Annotated in this window: 14 protein-coding genes; 4 read left to right on the top strand and 10 right to left on the bottom strand. The window is 64.9% G+C overall.

The window, feature by feature from the left end; genetic code table 11:
- Nucleotides 1-129 precede the first annotated feature (129 nt).
- From AB7E35_RS05265 to AB7E35_RS05255, 3 genes are all read left to right on the top strand, one after another.
- The gene (locus tag AB7E35_RS05265) at nucleotides 130-3,030 is read left to right on the top strand and encodes a ribonucleoside-diphosphate reductase subunit alpha (protein ID WP_428162185.1); all 2,901 of its coding nucleotides are present in this window, start codon (nucleotides 130-132) and stop codon (nucleotides 3,028-3,030) included.
- A 137-nt stretch (nucleotides 3,031-3,167) separates the two neighbouring features.
- Nucleotides 3,168-4,358 carry a ribonucleotide-diphosphate reductase subunit beta gene (locus tag AB7E35_RS05260; protein ID WP_428162184.1) on the top strand — a complete coding sequence of 397 codons (1,191 nt, stop codon included), beginning with the start codon at nucleotides 3,168-3,170 and terminating at the stop codon, nucleotides 4,356-4,358.
- Nucleotides 4,359-4,547: 189 nt separating this feature from the next.
- The gene (locus tag AB7E35_RS05255) at nucleotides 4,548-5,144 is read left to right on the top strand and encodes a histone (RefSeq protein ID WP_428162183.1); all 597 of its coding nucleotides are present in this window, start codon (nucleotides 4,548-4,550) and stop codon (nucleotides 5,142-5,144) included.
- Nucleotides 5,145-5,274: 130 nt separating this feature from the next.
- Here AB7E35_RS05255 and AB7E35_RS05250 read toward each other — a convergent pair whose 3' ends face one another.
- The 7 genes from AB7E35_RS05250 to AB7E35_RS05220 form a co-directional block, all read right to left on the bottom strand.
- Nucleotides 5,275-6,171, bottom strand: a complete 897-nt coding sequence (locus tag AB7E35_RS05250; protein ID WP_428162182.1) for a carbohydrate kinase family protein — start codon at nucleotides 6,169-6,171, stop codon at nucleotides 5,275-5,277.
- A gap of 27 nt (nucleotides 6,172-6,198) precedes the next feature.
- Complete coding sequence (locus AB7E35_RS05245; protein WP_428167188.1) at nucleotides 6,199-7,458, bottom strand: zinc-ribbon and DUF3426 domain-containing protein; 1,260 nt, start codon at nucleotides 7,456-7,458, stop codon at nucleotides 6,199-6,201.
- A gap of 59 nt (nucleotides 7,459-7,517) precedes the next feature.
- The gene (prmA, locus tag AB7E35_RS05240) at nucleotides 7,518-8,414 is read right to left on the bottom strand and encodes a 50S ribosomal protein L11 methyltransferase (RefSeq protein ID WP_428162180.1); all 897 of its coding nucleotides are present in this window, start codon (nucleotides 8,412-8,414) and stop codon (nucleotides 7,518-7,520) included.
- A 91-nt stretch (nucleotides 8,415-8,505) separates the two neighbouring features.
- Nucleotides 8,506-9,855: an acetyl-CoA carboxylase biotin carboxylase subunit gene (accC, locus tag AB7E35_RS05235; RefSeq protein WP_428162179.1), complete on the bottom strand. Its 1,350-nt coding sequence runs from the start codon at nucleotides 9,853-9,855 to the stop codon at nucleotides 8,506-8,508.
- Nucleotides 9,856-9,870: 15 nt separating this feature from the next.
- The gene (accB, locus tag AB7E35_RS05230) at nucleotides 9,871-10,329 is read right to left on the bottom strand and encodes an acetyl-CoA carboxylase biotin carboxyl carrier protein (RefSeq protein ID WP_428162178.1); all 459 of its coding nucleotides are present in this window, start codon (nucleotides 10,327-10,329) and stop codon (nucleotides 9,871-9,873) included.
- A gap of 111 nt (nucleotides 10,330-10,440) precedes the next feature.
- On the bottom strand, nucleotides 10,441-11,052 hold the full coding sequence (locus AB7E35_RS05225) for a TlpA family protein disulfide reductase (protein WP_428167187.1): 612 nt from the start codon (nucleotides 11,050-11,052) through the stop codon (nucleotides 10,441-10,443).
- Nucleotides 11,049-11,660, bottom strand: a complete 612-nt coding sequence (locus tag AB7E35_RS05220; protein ID WP_428162176.1) for a hypothetical protein — start codon at nucleotides 11,658-11,660, stop codon at nucleotides 11,049-11,051. The genes AB7E35_RS05225 and AB7E35_RS05220 overlap by 4 nt, the downstream gene beginning before the upstream one ends.
- Nucleotides 11,661-11,868: 208 nt before the next feature.
- Between AB7E35_RS05220 and mpl the strand changes: the two genes are divergently transcribed.
- Entirely contained in the window at nucleotides 11,869-13,290 is a 1,422-nt protein-coding gene (gene mpl, locus AB7E35_RS05215) for a UDP-N-acetylmuramate:L-alanyl-gamma-D-glutamyl-meso-diaminopimelate ligase (protein WP_428167186.1), read from the top strand.
- Between the two features lie 51 nt (nucleotides 13,291-13,341).
- Here mpl and AB7E35_RS05210 read toward each other — a convergent pair whose 3' ends face one another.
- The 3 genes from AB7E35_RS05210 to AB7E35_RS05200 all read right to left on the bottom strand — a co-directional run bounded on the left by AB7E35_RS05210 (nucleotide 13,342) and on the right by AB7E35_RS05200 (nucleotide 15,732).
- Nucleotides 13,342-13,653, bottom strand: coding sequence for a hypothetical protein (locus AB7E35_RS05210; RefSeq protein ID WP_428162174.1), 312 nt, complete (start codon nucleotides 13,651-13,653; stop codon nucleotides 13,342-13,344).
- 101 nt (nucleotides 13,654-13,754) lie between these two features.
- Nucleotides 13,755-14,873 (bottom strand): 3-deoxy-7-phosphoheptulonate synthase, encoded by a 1,119-nt coding sequence (locus AB7E35_RS05205; protein ID WP_428167185.1) that lies wholly within the window; start codon nucleotides 14,871-14,873, stop codon nucleotides 13,755-13,757.
- 238 nt (nucleotides 14,874-15,111) lie between these two features.
- Complete coding sequence (locus tag AB7E35_RS05200; RefSeq protein ID WP_428162172.1) at nucleotides 15,112-15,732, bottom strand: hypothetical protein; 621 nt, start codon at nucleotides 15,730-15,732, stop codon at nucleotides 15,112-15,114.
- Between the last annotated feature and the right edge of the window lie 22 nt (nucleotides 15,733-15,754).

The following is a 15,754-nucleotide window of genomic DNA, read 5'->3' as shown; positions in this document are numbered from 1 at the left end:
TCTTGAGTCAATCACACACACCATCTATAGTGCCCAACCATCACCAGCGCCGCGTTGCCCACCTGCCTCGCGGCGCTCTTGCGTCAGGCTGGCCACGCGCCGTCATCCCACCCCAACCGAGAGGAACACATGCAAGCTGCGCCCCTTCACTCCGCACCTGACACCACGCGCTCCCCGCAGCCGCTGGCCGACGCCCCGGCGCCCGGCCCTGCGTGCGCAAGCGCATGGGCCCACTACCAGATCATGCGGCGCAACGGCGCGGTAGTGCCGTTTGAGCCGCAGAAGATCGCCGTGGCGATGATGAAGGCGTTTCTGGCGGTGCATGGCGCGCAGGGCGCCGCATCGGCCAGCGTGCGCGAAGTGGTGGACGCGCTGACCCAGACGGTGGTGCGCGCCCTGTCGCGCTCTCGCCCTGGCGGCGGCACTTTCCACATCGAGGACGTGCAAGACCAGGTCGAACTGGGCCTGATGCGCGGCGGCCACCACGAGGTGGCGCGCGCCTATGTGCTGTACCGCGAGCGCCGCGCGCAAGAGCGCGCCCAGCACAAGGCCGAGGCCGTGGCGCCCTCGCCCGCTCTGCGCGTGCTACAAAAAGGAGAGCTTGCAGCGCTTGACCAGCAAGGGCTGGAGGCGCTTTTGACCCAGGCCTGCGCCCGCCTGAGCACCGAGGTGCGCCCCGAGCCCATCCTGGCCGAGACGCTGCGCAACCTGTACGACGGCGTGCCGGTCGAAGAGGTGTACAAGGCGGCCATCCTGGCGGCGCGCACGCTGATCGAAAAAGAGCCCGACTACACCTACGCCACCGCGCGGCTGCTGCTGCACACCATCGCGCAGGAGGTGCTGGGCGAGACACTGAGCCTGCCGCAGCTGGGCCAGCGCTATGCGGACTACTTCCCGCGCTTCATCCGCCAGGGCGTCGATCACGAGTTGCTGGACGAGCGCCTGCTGCAGTTTGACCTGGCCCGTCTGGGCGCCGCGCTGCAGCCCGAGCGCGATCTGCAGTTCGACTACCTGGGTTTGCAGACGCTCTACGACCGCTACTTTCTGCATGTGCGCAAGACGCGCATCGAGCTGCCGCAGGCGTTTTTCATGCGCGTGGCCATGGGCCTGGCGCTGAATGAGGCCGACCGCGAGGCGCGCGCCATCGAGTTCTACGAGGTGCTGTCGCGCTTTGACTTCATGAGCAGCACGCCCACCCTGTTCAACAGCGGCACGCGCCGCTCGCAGCTGTCTTCCTGCTACCTGACCACCGTGCCGGACGACCTGGACGGCATCTACGAATCGATCAAGGAAAACGCCCTGCTGTCCAAGTTTGCCGGCGGCCTGGGCAACGACTGGACGCGCGTGCGTGCGCTGGGCGCGCACATCAAGGGCACCAATGGCGAATCGCAAGGCGTGGTGCCCTTCCTGAAGGTGGTAAACGACACGGCCGTGGCCGTCAACCAGGGCGGCAAGCGCAAGGGCGCGGTCTGCACCTACCTGGAAACCTGGCACCTGGACATCGAGGAATTTCTGGAGCTGCGCAAGAACACCGGCGACGACCGCCGCCGCACGCACGACATGAACACGGCCAACTGGATCCCCGACCTGTTCATGAAGCGCGTGATGGAAAAGGGCCAGTGGACGCTGTTCTCGCCGTCCGACGTGCCCGACTTGCATGACCTGTATGGTCAGGCCTTCGAGGCGGCCTACACCGCCTACGAAGCGAAAGCCGACAGCGGCGACATTGCGCTGTTCAAGCGCGTGCCCGCGGTGGACCTGTGGCGCAAGATGCTGTCGATGCTGTTCGAGACCGGCCACCCGTGGATCACCTTCAAGGATCCGTGCAACATCCGGTCGCCCCAGCAGCATGTGGGCGTGGTGCATTCCAGCAACCTGTGCACCGAGATCACGCTCAACACCAGCGACACCGAAACAGCGGTGTGCAACCTGGGTTCGGTGAACCTGGCGCGCCACCTGAAAGACGGCCAGCTGGACCACGGCAAGCTGCAAAAGACCATCAGCACGGCCATGCGCATGCTGGACAACGTGATCGACATCAACTACTACGCCGTGGACAAGGCGCGCCAGTCCAACCTGCGCCACCGCCCGGTGGGCCTGGGCCTGATGGGATTCCAGGATGCGCTGTACGAGCTGCGCATCCCCTATGCCAGCGACGCGGCGGTGGAGTTTGCCGACACCTCGACCGAGGCCCTTTGCTACTACGCCTACTGGGCCTCGACCGAGCTGGCCCGCGAGCGCGGCCGGTACACCAGCTACCAGGGGTCGCTGTGGTCCCAGGGCGTGCTGCCGCTGGATTCGCTGCAGCTGCTGCAGCGCGAGCGCGGCGGCTATGTGGATGTGGATCGCAGCATGCGCCTGGACTGGCAGGCGCTGCGCGCCAAGATCGCCAGCGACGGCATGCGCAACTCCAACTGCGTGGCTATCGCGCCCACGGCGACCATCTCCAACATCGTGGGGGTCGATGCCTCCATCGAGCCCTCGTTCGGCAACCTGTCGGTCAAGTCCAACCTGTCGGGCGAGTTCACCGTCATCAACCAGTACCTGGTGCGAGACCTCAAGCAGCTGGGGCTGTGGGACGACGTGATGATCATGGACTTGAAGCACTTCAAGGGCTCGCTGCATCCGATCGACCGCGTGCCGCAGCACATCAAGGCCCTGTATTCCACGGCCTTCGAGGTCGCGCCCACGTGGCTGGTGGAGGCCGCGGCGCGCCGCCAGAAATGGATAGACCAGGCACAGAGCCTGAACATCTACATGGCCGGCGCATCGGGCAAGAAGCTCGACGAGACCTACAAGCTCGCCTGGGTGCGCGGCCTGAAGACCACCTACTACCTGCGCACGCAAAGCGCCACGCACGTGGAAATGAGCACGGTGAACACCCGCCAGCTCAATGCCGTGTCGTCCGACGGCGCTAAATCCGCCAGCGCAGCCACTGCTGCCGCAGCGCCCCTTCAGGCCACCACGGAGCCTGCCACCGACGTGAAGTTTTGCGCCATCGACGACCCAGGCTGCGAAGCCTGTCAATAAGGTCGCACACATGCGGCTGCGCGCCGCGCAATGGCCTGCGGCCGCATGTGATGTGAAGCAACAGATCACCGTCTGGCAACGCTCTGGTGCTTTTCTTTTTGAAGCACTGCTTCCATAATCCGCCCACTGGAAAACCTATGCTCACCTGGGACGACGAAGTCAAGCCCTCATCGCAAAAACACCTGGATGGCAGTCTCTCCAACGACCGCCTGGCAAAGGCGCCGCCTGCCGATTTCCAGCACCCTGCCCTGCATGCCGCAGCAGGCACTGCAGCGCACACCTCGCCGCCTGTTTCAAGCACGCCCCAGCATCGCCGCGTGTCAGCCGTTGACAAACGCATCATCAACGGCCAGACCGACGTCAATCAGCTGGTGCCCTTCAAGTACAAATGGGCCTGGGAGAAATACCTGGCCACCTGCGCCAACCACTGGATGCCGCAGGAGGTCAACATGAACCGCGACATCGCGCTCTGGAAAGACCCGAACGGCCTGACCGAAGACGAACGCCGCATCGTCAAGCGCAACCTGGGCTTCTTCGTCACGGCCGACTCCCTGGCCGCCAACAACATCGTGCTGGGCACTTACCGCCACATCACGGCGCCGGAATGCCGGCAGTTTCTGCTGCGCCAGGCCTTTGAAGAGGCCATCCACACCCATGCCTACCAGTACATCGTGGAGTCGCTGGGCCTGGACGAAGGCGAGATCTTCAACGCCTACAACGAGGTGCCGTCGATCCGCGACAAGGACGAGTTCCTGATCCCCTTCATCGAGGCGATCATGGACCCCCACTTTCACACCGGCACGCCCGAAACCGACCAGACCCTGCTCAAGTCGCTGATCGTTTTTGCCTGCCTGATGGAAGGGCTGTTCTTCTACGTGGGCTTCACGCAAATTCTGGCGCTGGGCCGGCAAAACAAGATGACCGGCGCTGCCGAGCAGTATCAGTACATCCTGCGCGATGAGTCCATGCACTGCAACTTCGGCATCGACCTGATCAACCAGCTCAAGCTGGAGAACCCCCACCTGTGGACGCCGGAGTTCAAGGAAGAAATCAAGGCGCTGTTCCTCCAGGCCGTAGAGCTGGAATACCGCTACGCCGAAGACACCATGCCGCGCGGCGTGCTGGGCATGAACGCCAGCATGTTCAAGGGCTACCTGCGCTACATCGCCAACCGCCGCGCCACGCAGATCGGCCTGGAGGCGCTGTTTCCCAACGAAGAAAACCCCTTCCCCTGGATGAGCGAGATGATCGACCTGAAGAAGGAGCGCAACTTTTTCGAGACGCGCGTCATCGAGTACCAGTCCGGCGGGGCGCTGTCCTGGGATTAAATCCTCCAGCACCGTTGACCCACAGGCCATGATTTTTCAACCACGCTCCTTGCACACGGCGCCGCCTCACGCCATGGTCGGGGAGCGTTTCCGCATTCGTGGTGACGCGCATCGTGTCGTTGCCATGGATCGTTCCACGCCCAATGCAGGCGTGGAGTGCTCTTTGCAAATCGACCCAAGGAGAAAATGATGGCAACTGCGAAGAAACCCGCTGCTAAGAAGGCAGCTCCAGCGAAAAAGGCCGCACCGGCCACCAAGGCACCGGCAGCCAAGAAGGCCGCCGTAGTTGCCACGGAAACCGAGGCGCCCGCCAAGAAAGCCGTAGTAGCCAAGAAGGCTACAGCAGCACCTGCCAAAAAGGCCGCTGCACCCGCCAAGAAAGCGCCTGCCACCAAGAAGGTAGCGGCAGCGCCCGCCAAGAAGGCGGCAGCCCCCGCCAAGAAGGCCGTAGCCGAGAAGACCGCACCCGCCAAGAAAGCCGCCGCCAAGAAAGTTGCGGCAACGCCGGCCAAGAAAGCTGCAGCCCCTGCCAAAAAGGTAGCGGCAGCGCCGGTCAAGAAGGCCGCGGCTCCCGCCAAGAAAGCAGCAACGCCCGTCAAGAAGGCCATAGCCGAGAAAGCCGCACCCGCCAAGAAAGCCACGGCTGCCAAAAAGGTAGCGGCAGCGCCTGCCAAGAAAGCCACAGCCACCACGAAGGCAGTCGCCCAGAAGGCAGCAGCACCTGCTGCCCAGACCACGCTGAACCCCCAGGCCGCATGGCCCTTCCCCACCGGGGGCAAGCCGTAAAAACGGAAGGCCGGTGACGCCCATCCACCCGGCGCGCATACGCCGGGTTTTTTATGGGATCACGGGTTTGACGGCAAACCCGTGAACGCGGCCATGCACCGGCGCGGCATGCAGTGAAAGGCCGCGCCCATCACTCGGGGGTGAAGTCCAGCGTGTAGTTCTGCGGACCGCGCTGGGCGATTTTCAAGGCGCCCAGGCGGTTACCCAGCTCCGCGCAGCGCAGCAAGGGCCAGCCTTTTTCCAGGCCATACAGCAGCCCGCCGCGCCAGGCATCACCACACCCCGTGGGATCCACCACCTGTGCGGGCCTGACTGGCGCCACGGCGGTGCAGACACCCTGCTGCCAGACCTCGCAGCCCTCAGCCCCCAGCGTCACGACAAGCCCGCGCACCTTGTGCGAAATCTCCGCCAGACTCCAGCCGGTGCGGTCGCAGAGCATCTTGCCCTCGTAGTCGTTCACGGCAATCCAGCTGGACTGCCCGATGAAGTGGCGCAGCTCTTCCCCATCAAACATGGGAAGCCCCTGCCCCGGATCGAAGACGAAGGGAATGCCGGCATCCACGAATTGCGCGGCGTGCTGCAGCATGGCGTCGCGCCCGTCTGGGGCAATGATGCCGATCTGCGCTCCGGCGCCCTGCTCGATGCGATTGCGGTGGGCCTGCATCATGGCGCCCGGGTGGAAGGCCGTGATCTGATTGTTGTCCCGGTCGGTCATGATCATGGCCTGCGCGGTGTAGGTCTCCTGCGCCTGGCCGACAAAGCGGGTATCGATACCCAGGTTTTTCAAACGCGCCAGATACTCGCCGCCATCGGCGCCCAGCATGGCCATCGGCAAAGGGGCGCCGCCCAATAACTTGAGGCTGTAGGCGATGTTGCCGGCGCAGCCGCCAAAGTCCCTGCGCAGCGTGGGCACGAGAAAAGACACGTTGAGGATGTGCAGCTGCTCGGAAAGTATCTGCTCGGCAAATCGCCCCTCGAAGGTCATGATGGTGTCGAAGGCCAGGGAACCGCAAATCAGGGCAGCCATAAGGTGATGTGGTTGGAGTGAAGAAATTCAGGGGTAAAACGCCAGCAGCCGATAGCCGGCCACCTGGGCTGCGCCCTGTGTGACCTGCAAGGACACCGCGCCATTCCAGACAAAGCCCGGCGCCAGCTCGGCAGGCGCTGCCAGTTCATCGCCCTGCAGCACACGGCGCAGAATTGGCTGGTCTTGCGCATCGGTCAGTGTCAGCTCCAGTGCGGGCATGGCCACAGTCAGCGACGACGTGTTCTTGACGCTCATCTGCAACTGGTAGGCGGCAGGGTCGTTGCGCGCCTTGAGGAAGGACGAACTGTCGATCACCACCGCCGCAATGTGCCGCGGCGCCTGCAGCGTGCATTGCAGGGGTTCGCACAGGCTTGCCAGCCAGCCGCGCGCCGCCGGATGCTGCGATGCGATGAGGTTGCGGTTGTGCACTGCTATCTGCAGCGCCAGCCCCATCAACAGAACCACCGTCACCAGCGCCAGCACCCCGCGCACCACCGGCATGCGCCAGAAAGCATTGCGCCGGGCCGCCTTCACAAACTCCGGCTCGACCGGCAAGCCGGTTTCCGTCTGCTCCTCAGCATGATCGCGGTCACCCACCGCGGCATCCGCCTCTTGCGGCACCTCGACCAGCACCTCGACCGGCACCTCGGCGGGCATATCGGCAGGCGCCTTGGCAGGCGCGAACGGCGCGTCTTCAGCCACCTGCGCTTCCTGGGCGTTCGCTCGCCCGGACTGTGGCTGCGCCAACTCAACGGTCACGTCCTCAATCGGGTGTTCAGGCTCGTCCTGTTCGGGCTCGTCCTGTTCGGGCTGCGTGCTGGCAGCATCCCGCGGCATCGCGGCATCGGGCTCTGGCAGCCATTCGCCGTCAGGCTGCAATGCACCCGGCAGTTCGTAGCCTCTCGAATCCGGCGCACCTTCGGCCAGTTCGACGGACGATTGAGGCGGTGCCGCGGTGGGCGGCTGCGCTGCCAGAAAAGAGGGCTCTGGCGACGGGAGCAGCACATCCCCCGCCCCATCGGCCACCGCACGATTCGCCCTGGCGCTGCTCCAGACCTGGGCGGTCCGCGGCGCTTGACTGACAGGCGCCGGCAGCAGGGGCGGCTGCAGTTCATCCAGCGGCAATGGAGGCAATAGAGGCGCGGGCTCCAGCTGCACCATGTGTTCGTGCGCGTTGAACACTTCCTTGCACTGCCCGCATCGCACCCAGCCATCGGAAATCCGCAACTGATCCTTGACGACCTTGAAGGTCGTTGCACAGTAAGGGCAGCGGGTGATCTGGCTCATCGGCTGGCGATTGTAGGAGGCCTGCCGCGCCCACATCTGCGGACGGGCCCGGCCCCTGGTCAGCGGCGTGCGGTCATCAAAATCCAGCCGTCTTCGCTGTCGGCCACCTGAAGGTCCAACCAGGGGGCGTATGCATCCTGAAGCTCCTGGGCCTGGCGCTCCAGAATGCCCGCCAGCACCAGGTGACCGCCCGGCGCCACATGGGCGCACAACAAAGGAGCCAGCACCTTCAGCGGCGTGGCCAGAATGTTGGCCAGCACCGTCTGATACTCGCCCTGGCCGAGCTGCGGCAGTCCGGCCTTCAGCTGCACCTGGTTGGCCAGCGCGTTCTGGCGCGTGGCTTCCACGGCTGCGGGGTCAATGTCCACAGCGTCAATGTCCACCGCCCCGAACTTGGCCGCGCCCATGGCCAGGATGCCCGAGCCGCACCCGTAGTCGAGCACACGGCCCAGAGCCTGGCCACCGCCCTCGCCACCGTGGCGCGCAATCCAGCGCAGGCACATGCGTGTGGTGGGGTGCGTGCCGGTGCCGAAGGCCAGCCCGGGGTCGAGCCGGATGCTGCGGCGGGCCGCAGCGGGCAGGTCGTGCCAGGTTGGCACGATCCAGAAATCGGGCGTGATCTCCACCGGCTCGAACTGCGACTGCGTCAGGCGCACCCAGTCCTGCTCCTGCACGGCAGCGATGCCCAGCACGGTGCAGCCCGCAAAGAAGTCCTGCGCCTGCAGCAGCACGGCTGCCTCTTGCGCCGGTTCCCTGGATGCAAACAGCGCCGTGATGCGGCTGCGCTGCCAGCCCTCGCGCGGGGCGGGCATGCCTGGCTCGCCAAACAAGGCCTGCTCGGCATCGGTCTGTGCATCGGCATCCTCGACCGACACGCTCAGCGCCTCCAGCGCGTCGAACGCATCGCTCAGCGTTTCCACCCGGTCTTCGGGACAAAGCAGGCTCAGCTCAAACATGGGTCACCCTCCGGGCCGTCGAAATCAATGAAAAATGCTGGCATCTGTCGCCAGATGCCAGCATCGTGGTGCCTTGCGACACTGAGGCCGGTCAGCGCTTGCGCTGCGCCAACCATTCTTCAAGATAGTGGATGTTGGTGCCGCCAGCCACAAAGTTGGCGTCCACCATTAGTTCGCGGTGCAGGGGCACGTTGGTGTTGATGCCCTCGATCACGGTCTCGGACAGCGCCGTGCGCATGCGCGCCAGGGCCTGCTCGCGGGTGTCCCCATGCACGATGATCTTGCCGATCATGGAGTCATAGTTGGGCGGCACGTAATAGTTGTTGTAAGCGTGTGAGTCAACGCGCACGCCTGGCCCGCCCGGCGCGTGCCACATGGTGATGCGGCCCGGCGAAGGAATGAACTTGTACGGATCCTCGGCGTTCACGCGGCATTCGATCGCATGTCCGCGGAACTGAATCTGGCGCTGTGTAAACGGCAGCTTCTCGCCCGCCGCCACCATGATCTGGGTGCGCACGATGTCCACGCCCGTGATCCACTCGGTCACCGGATGCTCCACCTGCACGCGGGTGTTCATCTCGATAAAGTAGAACTCGCCGTTCTCGTAGAGAAACTCGAACGTGCCTGCGCCGCGATAGCCCATCTTCTTGCACGCCGCCACACAGCGCTCGCCAATCTTTTCGATCAGTCGGTGCGGAATACCCGGTGCCGGCGCCTCCTCGATCACCTTTTGGTGGCGGCGCTGCATGGAGCAGTCGCGCTCGCCCAAGTACACGGCGTTGCGGTACTTGTCGGCCAGCACCTGGATCTCGATGTGGCGCGGGTTCTGGAGAAACTTCTCCATGTACACGGCCGGATTGCCGAAGGCGGCCTGCGCCTCGGCCTTGGTCATCTGCACGGCGTTGACCAGTGCGGCCTCGGTGTGCACCACACGCATGCCACGCCCACCGCCACCACCGGCAGCCTTGATGATGACCGGGTAGCCGACCGCCTTGGCAATGCGGCGGATCTGCACCGGATCGTCGGGCAGTTCGCCATCGGAGCCGGGCACGCAGGGCACGCCCGCACGGATCATGGCCTGCTTGGCAGACACCTTGTCGCCCATCATGCGGATGGACTCCGGCGAAGGGCCGATGAACTGAAAGCCGCTTTTCTCCACCCGCTCGGCAAAGTCGGCGTTCTCGGACAAAAAGCCATAGCCCGGGTGAATGGCCTCGGCGTCGGTCACCTCGGCCGCCGAGATGATGGCAGGCATGTTCAGGTAGCTCAGCGGCGACGGCGCCGGGCCTATGCACACCGCCTCTTCGGCCAGCTTGACGTACTTGGCGTCGCGGTCGGCCTCGGAATAGACCATCACGGCCTTGATGCCCAACTCGTGGCAGGCGCGCTGGATGCGCAGCGCGATCTCACCACGGTTGGCGACCAGGATTTTTTTGAACATATGCGCAGACCCGCCTTATTCGATCACGAACAGCGGCTGGCCATATTCCACGGCCTGTCCGTTCTCGCCAAGGATGCGCGTGACGGTGCCAGTCTTGTCGGCCTCGATCTCGTTGAGGATCTTCATGGCTTCGATGATGCAGATGATGTCGCCTTCCTTGACCTGGCTGCCCACCTCGACGAAGGGCTTGGCGCCGGGGCTGGACGCACGGTAGAAGGTGCCGACCATGGGCGACTTGACAACATGCCCGGAGGCAACCGCTGCGGCCGGCGCCGGCAATTCGGCCACGGGCTGGGCTGCGGCGGCAGGAGCAGCGGCGACGGGCGCCTGGACGGGCGCCGCCACAAACTGCTGAACCACAGCTCCGCCGCTCTTGACGATGCGCACCTTGCCCTCGGCTTCGGTGATTTCGAGTTCGGAAACATTTGACTCGGAAACCAGGTCGATGAGGGTTTTGAGTTTTCGCAAATCCATGGGAGCTCCAACGGCTAAAAACGGAAAGGTGGCGAAATTTACCTCAATTTCATGCTTTTCCCGTGAATCCGCCGCAATTGCCATCTTCTTCGTTATGGAAACACCCAGCCATCACATCAGGCGGGCCCAGTCCTGCAGGTCTTGCGTCGTCAACTGCCCTATTTTACGCTTCAAGATACTTCCATCTGTATCGAACAGCACGGTAAACGGCAAACCGCCTTTTTGGTTGCCCAGACTGCGCGCCAGGTCGGTTCCGGCCAAGCCGCCCAGCACAGTAGGAAAGTCCAGTGGCAGGCGTTGCAGGAATTTGCGCACGTTGGACGGCTGATCGATCGCCAATCCGAGCACTTGCCACCCTTTGGCCCGATGCTCGCCATAAAAGCGGTTGAGCATCGGCAGCTCTTCAACACAGGGCGGGCACCAGGTGGCCCAGAAATTCAACAGCAGCGGGCGGCCGCGCAATGCCGCCATCTGCACAGTCTCGCCGGCGGGCCCTTCAAAGCTGGTTTGCCAGAAGTTCTGCGGCGCGGCTTGCGTGGCGCCGCCGCCTTGCATGCGCCAGCTGGCCAGACCCACCCCCCCCAGCGCCGCCAGCGCGCCCACACCCAGGGTGATCCAGCGTCGGCGCGAGGCAGCGCCCGCAGCTTCAACCGCGGACCGTTTGGCGCTGGACGGCAGAGAGTCGGACGATGAATCTGCCTGCGGCAAGTGCGATGGGCTCATGATGACGTGGAAGAAGTGGGGGTTTGCTGCAGCAACCGGCGCACCGCCTGCGCGTCGCCCCGCTGCACTCGGCCACGCGCGTCTGGCCGCAAGGCGCCGCGCAGGTCGTCCAGATCGTAGATCAGCAGGTGCACGCCTATTTCTTCGCCCAGTTCGGGCGAGCGACTGCTCAGACTCAGCATATCGACCAATTCGCCCCGAAACCCGGTCACGGAGCGCGGCTCGTAATTCACATGGTGGTCGATAAGGGCGATCTCGGCAGATTTGGAGTCATCGCAGAACAATGACAGGTAAATATCGGATAGCCTGGTGGCCGTGCCATGCCACACCGCGCCGCCCAGATAAGGCCGAAAAGCCTGCATGCGCTGCATCCACACCAGTGCCAGCTCGCGCAGGGCGCGCAGCTCGAAAGGCTGGGTGTCGGCACAAAACAGGCCGATGTATTCGCGCACCGCGTCCTCCACAAGGTCGTTGTCGGGCAGCGGCGTGCGCGCGGGCAGGCCCAACTCTTTGACGGCGCGGCGCTTGGCCGGGCCCCATTCCAGCCCCTCCTCGACCACCAGGCGGGCCGCGGCGTTGGCGATTTCAGTGGCGAGTGCGTTTTGCATGGCGACAGCTACCCAGAGGACGAACCGCCGCATTGTGGCGCCAACCCGTACCAACGGTGTGACGACCCACAATGTGCCCAGCGCGGGTACTGCAAGCCAAAGGCGCTCCAGAACTATTGTTTTGATAGCTTTTGGCGACCGCTGGTAAAGCGCTGGCGCCTTTTTTGCTTAGACCAGCGTCGGCGCACAGGCTCATAGAATCACACCCATGCATATACACATCCTGGGCATCTGCGGCACCTTCATGGGCGGCCTGGCCGCGCTGGCGCGCGAAGCGGGTCACCGCGTCACTGGCTGCGATGCCGGCGTCTACCCCCCCATGAGCGACCAGCTGCGCGCCTTGGGCATCGACCTGATCGAAGGCTATGGCGCAGATCAACTGGCGCTCCAGCCCGACATGTTCGTGATCGGCAACGTCGTCAGCCGCGCCCGGTTGGCTGATGGCAGCCCGAAGTTTGCGCTGATGGAGGCCATCCTCGACGCGGGCGCGCCCTACACCAGCGGCCCGCAGTGGCTGGCTGAGCACGTGCTGCACGGCCGCCATGTGCTGGCCGTCGCCGGCACGCACGGCAAGACCACCACGACCTCGATGCTGGCCTGGATTCTGGAATGCGCAGGGCTGGCGCCGGGCTTTCTGGTGGGCGGCGTGCCGATGAACTTTGGCGTGTCCGCCCGGCTGGGCGCCCCCGTGCGGCCCACGGCCGGGCCGGGGCCGCTGGGCACGGCGCCGCTGTTCGTGATCGAGGCCGATGAGTACGACACCGCGTTCTTTGACAAGCGCAGCAAGTTTGTGCACTACCGCCCGCGCACTGCGGTGCTGAACAACCTGGAGTTCGATCACGCCGACATCTTTGACGATCTTGCGGCTATCGAGCGGCAATTTCACCACCTGGTGCGCACCGTGCCGCCATCGGGACGTGTGGTGGTCAACGGGCTGGAAGAAAGCCTGGCACGCGTGCTGCACGCCGGTTGCTGGAGCGGCGTGGCCAGCTTTGGCGCGGCAGTGAGCGACTTCAGCACGCAGGGCGAGCCGCATGATTTCGAGGTGCTGCACCAAGGCCGCGCCGTGGCCCGCGTGCAGTGGGCGCTGACGGGCGTGCACAACCAGCTCAACGCACTGGCCGCCATTGCCGCCGCCGAGCATGTGGGCGTGAGCCCGGCGCAGGCGGCGCTGGCGCTGGCGCGCTTTGAGAACGTCAGGCGCCGCATGGAACTGCGCGGCACGGTGCGCGGCATCAGCGTCTATGACGACTTTGCCCACCACCCCACGGCGCTGCGCACCACGCTGGACGGGCTGCGCCGGCGCCTGGGCGCCGAGGGCGGTGATGCAGCGCGCATCCTCGCGGTGTTCGAGCCACGCAGCAACACCATGAAGCTGGGCACCATGAAGGCGCAACTGCCCTGGGCGCTGGAGCCCGCCGACCTGGCCTTTTGCCACACCGCCGGGCTGGATTGGGATGCCGCCGCGGCGCTGGCCCCCATGGGCGCGCGCGCCCAGACGGCTGGCGACCTGGCCACATTGGTGGCCCAGGTCAGCGCTGCGGCGCGGCCGGGCGACCACATCGTCTGCATGAGCAATGGCAGCTTTGGCGGCGTGCACGCCAAGCTGCTCAAATCACTATCAAAATAGTAGCTTCCAGCGCTTGCTGCACAAGCGCTGGAAGCCTATTTGGCTTGAATGTTAAAAACTGACGGCCATCGCTGCCACATCCACGCGCACCACGGGCCTGTCCAGCGCGGCGACGGTCGCACGCGCAAACTGGCCGGCCCAGGCCGGGTCTGACAGCAAAGTGGCACCCGCAGCAGCCGCCACGGTCAACACCTTGTCGGCCAGCAGCACCTTGCCACTGGCGCGCAGGGGCTCGCAGTCCAGGCGCACAAACTCATCGTCCAGCCAGCGGCGGGCGTCCTCGTTGGTGAGGGGCTGCGCGCCCTGCGGATCCAGACGGAATTCCTGATCGGGGGTCAGGGTGACCAATACTTCGCTGTGCATGAGCTGTCTCGCCTCTCTATTAAATATGTGGATGAACAGTGAACGGGAACCGGCAAACGTTGAGCCGGTGCGGCACTGGCGCGCCGCACCATGATGCAAGCTTACACCGCGCGCCGCGCCTGCACGGCGGCAGCCAGGTCGGCCAGGCAGGCGACGGAATCGTCCCAGCCCAGACAGGCGTCGGTGATGCTCTTGCCGTATTCCAGCGCGCTGGCGTCGTCCTTGCCCGGGGTGAACTTCTGTGCGCCGGGCTGCAGGTGGCTCTCCACCATCACGCCGAACACGCTGCGCGAGCCGCCCGCGATCTGCGCGGCGATGTCACGCGCCACGTCGCGCTGCTTTTCGTGCTGTTTGCTGCTGTTGGCATGGCTGCAGTCCACCATCAGCGTGGCGGGCAGGCCCGCGGCCTGCAGGTCCTTGCAGGCGGCGGCCACACTGGCGGCGTCGTAGTTGGGCGCCTTACCGCCGCGCAGGATGACGTGGCAATCCTTGTTGCCCGAGGTGCGCACGATGGCCACCTGCCCGTTCTTGTGCACCGACAGGAAGTGGTGCCCGCGACTGGCGGACTGGATGGCGTCGGTGGCGATGCGGATGTTGCCGTCGGTGCCGTTCTTGAAACCGATGGGGGCCGAAATGCCCGATGCCAGCTCGCGGTGCACCTGGCTTTCAGTGGTGCGCGCGCCGATGGCGCCCCAGCTGATCAGGTCGCCGATGTACTGGGGCGAGATCACGTCCAGAAACTCGCTGCCTGCCGGCACGCCCAGGCGGTTGATGTCGATGAGCAGCTGGCGCGCAATGCGCAGGCCTTCGTCGATGCGGTAGCTGCCGTCCAGGTAGGGGTCGTTGATCAGGCCCTTCCAGCCGACGGTGGTGCGGGGCTTTTCGAAGTAAACGCGCATCACCACTTCGAGCTGGTCTTTGTACTGCTCGCGCACGGCCTTGAGCTTGCGCGCATATTCCAGCGCTGCGTGCGGGTCGTGGATGGAGCAGGGGCCGATGATGACCAGCAGGCGGTCGTCCTCGCCGCTCATGATGCGCTGGATGCTGCGCCGCGTGTCGGCGATCAGCGACTCGACCTCAGACCCGCGGATGGGGAAGAAGCGGATCAAGTGTTCGGGAGGGGGCAGCACGGTAATGTCCTCAATGCGTTGGTCGTCGGTCTGGCTGGTTCTATCGACGTGCGCATACCAGGCATCGGCGGTGGCGGGGTTGGCGGTCATGGGTGCGTCCTTTGGAAGAAAGTCAAGGTGGGTCAAAAAACAAAAAACCGCCGGGCTTTTCAGCTTCGGCGGTTTTAGGAGTAGGGGGCTAGTTCAGGCTGCGCGCTTACCTCTCATCCGCCATGGACAGAGAACCAAAAGTAAAAGTAAAAAGCGCTGCGAACCGACATGCGGGTCAATGTAGCACGTATTGCGTGCACTGCAACATACTGCGGCTGTTGCCTCTGCGCTACAAGCTCTATGGTCGTCCACGCCCTGATGCCGCCTGCCACCAACGGCGCAGCAGGGCCAGCAACGATGGTCGGCGCGGCGGGCGCAGCCTGCCGCCGTGGCCGTCAGGCGTTGAACCGCTCGATGAACCGGACCGCCCGCCCGCTTGGGCCCAGGGCTGCGAATGGCCGCTGTCGCGCCCGCCGTGCTCGTACATGTCCAGCATCAGCAGGGCCTCGCCCAGGGTGCGCCAGGCCTGGCGCTCGAACGCGCCGAAGTGCTCGGCCTCGCTCGCGCTGCGGCGCTGCAGCGCATCCTGCCAGCGGGCGAGCGCATCACGCAGCTGGCGCAGCGCCCTCTGGTAGGCGCCAAATTCGTACAGCGCGTGCCACGCCGAGCCCATGCCGGTGAGCTGCAGCTGGTGCTGGCGCGCATACCGCTCCAATGCCGCGGCGCTGCTCTGCACTTCGTCCAGGCCCAGGCCACTGCGCCGTGCCTGCGTGGCGGCTTCAATGTGCTCAGACAACTCACCCAGGGCCAGGCGCAGCTGGGCCGTTTCTTCGCGGATGACGCCGTCGCGCAAGAAACGGCTGAACTGCGCAAACGACTGCGGGGTGTGCTCACGCCAGCTGGACACTGAGGCAGACATGGACGACACCTGGTGCGCGGGC

It is taken from the genome of Diaphorobacter sp. (genome assembly GCF_050251835.1).
Lineage (GTDB): Bacteria > Pseudomonadota > Gammaproteobacteria > Burkholderiales > Burkholderiaceae_C > JBFXIE01.
The sequence above is the reverse complement of the archived record's forward strand: the minus strand, read 5'-3'. Positions and strand labels throughout refer to the sequence as shown.

Coding starts and splice junctions, on each gene's coding strand:
- AB7E35_RS05265 (WP_428162185.1), top strand. CDS start 130: ATGCAAGCTGCGCCCCTTCACTCCGCACCTGACACCACGCGCTCCCCG.
- AB7E35_RS05260 (WP_428162184.1), top strand. CDS start 3,168: ATGCTCACCTGGGACGACGAAGTCAAGCCCTCATCGCAAAAACACCTG.
- AB7E35_RS05255 (WP_428162183.1), top strand. CDS start 4,548: ATGGCAACTGCGAAGAAACCCGCTGCTAAGAAGGCAGCTCCAGCGAAA.
- AB7E35_RS05250 (WP_428162182.1), bottom strand. CDS start 6,171: ATGGCTGCCCTGATTTGCGGTTCCCTGGCCTTCGACACCATCATGACC.
- AB7E35_RS05245 (WP_428167188.1), bottom strand. CDS start 7,458: ATGAGCCAGATCACCCGCTGCCCTTACTGTGCAACGACCTTCAAGGTC.
- prmA (WP_428162180.1), bottom strand. CDS start 8,414: ATGTTTGAGCTGAGCCTGCTTTGTCCCGAAGACCGGGTGGAAACGCTG.
- accC (WP_428162179.1), bottom strand. CDS start 9,855: ATGTTCAAAAAAATCCTGGTCGCCAACCGTGGTGAGATCGCGCTGCGC.
- accB (WP_428162178.1), bottom strand. CDS start 10,329: ATGGATTTGCGAAAACTCAAAACCCTCATCGACCTGGTTTCCGAGTCA.
- AB7E35_RS05225 (WP_428167187.1), bottom strand. CDS start 11,052: ATGAGCCCATCGCACTTGCCGCAGGCAGATTCATCGTCCGACTCTCTG.
- AB7E35_RS05220 (WP_428162176.1), bottom strand. CDS start 11,660: ATGCAAAACGCACTCGCCACTGAAATCGCCAACGCCGCGGCCCGCCTG.
- mpl (WP_428167186.1), top strand. CDS start 11,869: ATGCATATACACATCCTGGGCATCTGCGGCACCTTCATGGGCGGCCTG.
- AB7E35_RS05210 (WP_428162174.1), bottom strand. CDS start 13,653: ATGCACAGCGAAGTATTGGTCACCCTGACCCCCGATCAGGAATTCCGT.
- AB7E35_RS05205 (WP_428167185.1), bottom strand. CDS start 14,873: ATGACCGCCAACCCCGCCACCGCCGATGCCTGGTATGCGCACGTCGAT.
- AB7E35_RS05200 (WP_428162172.1), bottom strand. CDS start 15,732: ATGTCTGCCTCAGTGTCCAGCTGGCGTGAGCACACCCCGCAGTCGTTT.